Raw genomic sequence first — 2,581 nt, 5'->3', positions numbered from 1 at the left:
GGCCGCCATCGGCTCCAGATGGGGGATCGCGATCACCCGCTGGCGCAGCTGCTCCAGCCGCTCCGACCCGTGCAGCGCGGCGCGGAACTCGGGCTGGCCGAGCAGGACGATCTGCAACAGCGCATGACCGCCCGCCTGAAAGTTGGACAGCATCCGCAGCTCTTCCAGCGCGCCGACGCCAAGCGCTTGCGCCTCGTCAACGATCAGCAGCGTCCGCCGGCCGGTGCGCGCGACCGCGTGCAGGCCGCGCTCGATCGCGGTCAGCAGCTGCGCCTTTTCTAAGCCGGCGGGGTTCACGCCAAGGTCGGTGGCGACGATGCGCAGCAGGTCGCTCGCCTCGATCGCGGTCGACACCAGCTTGATCGGGTTCAGCGCCTCACGGTCGAGCGTGTCGAGCAGGTGGCCGACCAGCGTCGTCTTGCCCGCGCCGATGTCGCCGGTGATGACGATGAACCCCTCCCCCTGCGCCAAACCATAGCCCAGATAGGCCATGGCGCGGCGGTGCGTCGCCGTCTCGTACCAGAAGGCGGGATCGGGGGTGAGCTGGAACGGGCGTCCGGTCAGCGCGAAATGTTCGTCGTACATATGCCCTCCCTAGCCGGGAAATATTGTCAGAAGGTGTAGCGGGCCGCGACCTGCGCCTGCGCCGACACCTGGCTGCGGACATCGGCCTGCTTGAAGTCATAGATGCCGAGCGTCGCCGTCGTGCCCAGCCGCCCGAAATTATGATAGTAGCTGGCGGTCGCGCCATAGGACCAGACATCGACGTCACTGGTGCCCGAGTCGTACCAGTTGACGAACAGGTTCGCCTGGATGCCCGACACGCGCGACAGCTGGCGGCCATAGAAAAACTGGCCATAGGCGCTCTGGTCATGCTGGCCATAAACCAGCGCGCCCAGCGGCACGTTGGGCGCGTACAGCTCGCGGTTCTCATAGCCTGCGCCTAAGCCATAGGTGGACAGGCCGCGGTTGACGCTGACGACGCCGTCGACGCCGCGCGCGCGGTAGCTGGCGGTGGTGATCGACTGGAACACGCTGTCGAGGCAGCCGCCCGGCGTCGAGCCGCTGGAGGTGAAGACACAGCCGTTGTGCTGCTGGCTGAAGGCGTCGCGCGCGGCGATGAAGCTGGTCGGCAACGCGGCGAGGCCGTCCTGCAACTGGTGGCCGAAGGTCTCGACATCGTCATAGACCTGGACCGCCAGCCCGGTGCTCTTCGACGCCTGATAGGTCAGGCTGCCAGTGTAGCGCATCGAGTCGTAGCGGTGGCCGACATAGGCGTTGAGCGCGGTGCGATGGTTGGGATGCCACACCACGCCCGCGTCCCAATAGACACCGTCGGTGCGATACGCGACGCGCCGCGGCGAGGCATCGTCGGTGATGTAGCGGCCATTGGCGTCGAGCGCGGGCGTGCCGGCGGCGGTCAGCACCGCGTCCTTCTGGCTGACGGTCAGCTTCTCGTAACCGACGTCGCCGGCGAGCGCGACCGTCGGCAGCACCGGCACCAGCACGCCGGCCTGGCCATAGACGTCGTCGAAGCGCTGCTTGAGCTGGCTGGCGTCATCGCGGTTCCAGCCGCCCGACAATGTTACACCGATCGGCAACACCGTGCCCGCGGTCGTGCCGACGCTCGCGGCGGCGGACTGGCCGAGATCATGGTCGAAATAGTCTAGCCGGCCCAGCCCCTCCGCACCGGTAGCGCCGGGAGCGCGCACCTTGGTGTAGCCGATGCGGTAGGCGGCGGCGATCGCCACGTCGCCGGCATGGGTGGACAGCGTCGGGCCGCCATAGACGGAGTAGAGCTGCGTGGTATTGGCGTCGTTGCCGAACAACAGCCCGGGCGCGGCCCCGCGGATGTCCTCCCGGGTGCGGGTGGCGAGACCGCCGACATCGACGCCAAGGCCGGAGGTCAGCCGCGTCGAGGCGCGCACCAGGCCGGTGACGACGTCGGAATCGTCATGGTATTTGCCCTCGCCGATCCGCCGCTCGTAGCGGACGCTGGCCTGGCCGTTGGTGTGCTGGGTGGCGATGCCGGCGTCGATGCCGGCGGCGACGCTGGTATAGGTGAGCACGTCGCCGCCGTTCAGGTCGGCGTCGAGCGTCTGGCTCGCCTCGATATAGGGGGCGATCGTGACCTGGCGGCTCTGCTGGGCGGCGGCCGGGGCGGCGGCGCACGCGGCGATCGCCAGCGCAGCGGGATAGCGGATCATGGCCGGTCCTCCTGACCGTAATAGCTGCCGAAGCGCGCGGCTCCGGGGACGAACGACACGGCGTTGAGGACCAGCGCGATGTGCTCGCACGCATCCAGCAGGCCGACGGCGGCCGACAGCTCGCTTTCGGGGGTACGATCGGCGCGCACGACCATCATCACCTGCCCGACCATCATCGCCAGCACCGAGGCGGGCGACGCGGCAAGCGCGGGCGGCGAGTCGAACAGCACGACGCGGCGCGGATTGGCGGCGAGCAGGCGGGCGACGACGGCGCGGGTGCGCGCGCTTGCCAGCAATTCGGTGTCGCTGGTGCTGCGGGTACCGGCGGGCAGCACCGACAGATGCGGCACGTCGGTGGTCACCACCAGCGCCTC

General features: G+C 69.0%; 2 protein-coding genes and 1 pseudogene. All 3 read right to left on the bottom strand.

From position 1 onward, the window contains the following. On the bottom strand, window positions 1-585 hold a 585-nt coding region (locus HUU96_RS14760; protein WP_174293489.1), incomplete at its 3' end, for an AAA family ATPase. A gap of 26 nt (window positions 586-611) precedes the next feature. Beyond that, window positions 612-2,207 (bottom strand): hypothetical protein, encoded by a 1,596-nt coding sequence (locus tag HUU96_RS14755; protein ID WP_174293488.1) that lies wholly within the window; start codon window positions 2,205-2,207, stop codon window positions 612-614. Beyond that, window positions 2,204-2,581, bottom strand: a pseudogene (locus HUU96_RS14750) (AAA family ATPase); the annotation flags it as partial. The pseudogene HUU96_RS14750 and the gene HUU96_RS14755, both read right to left, overlap by 4 nt.

The organism is Sphingomonas bacterium (assembly GCF_903644135.1).
Classification (GTDB): domain Bacteria; phylum Pseudomonadota; class Alphaproteobacteria; order Sphingomonadales; family Sphingomonadaceae; genus Sphingomonas.
Note: the sequence above shows the minus strand (reverse complement) of the source record. Positions and strands in the feature narration are given on the sequence as shown.

Bases quoted from the DNA above. Each gene is read 5' to 3' on its own strand.
- HUU96_RS14755 (WP_174293488.1), bottom strand. From the start codon at position 2,207: ATGATCCGCTATCCCGCTGCGCTGGCGATCGCCGCGTGCGCCGCCGCC.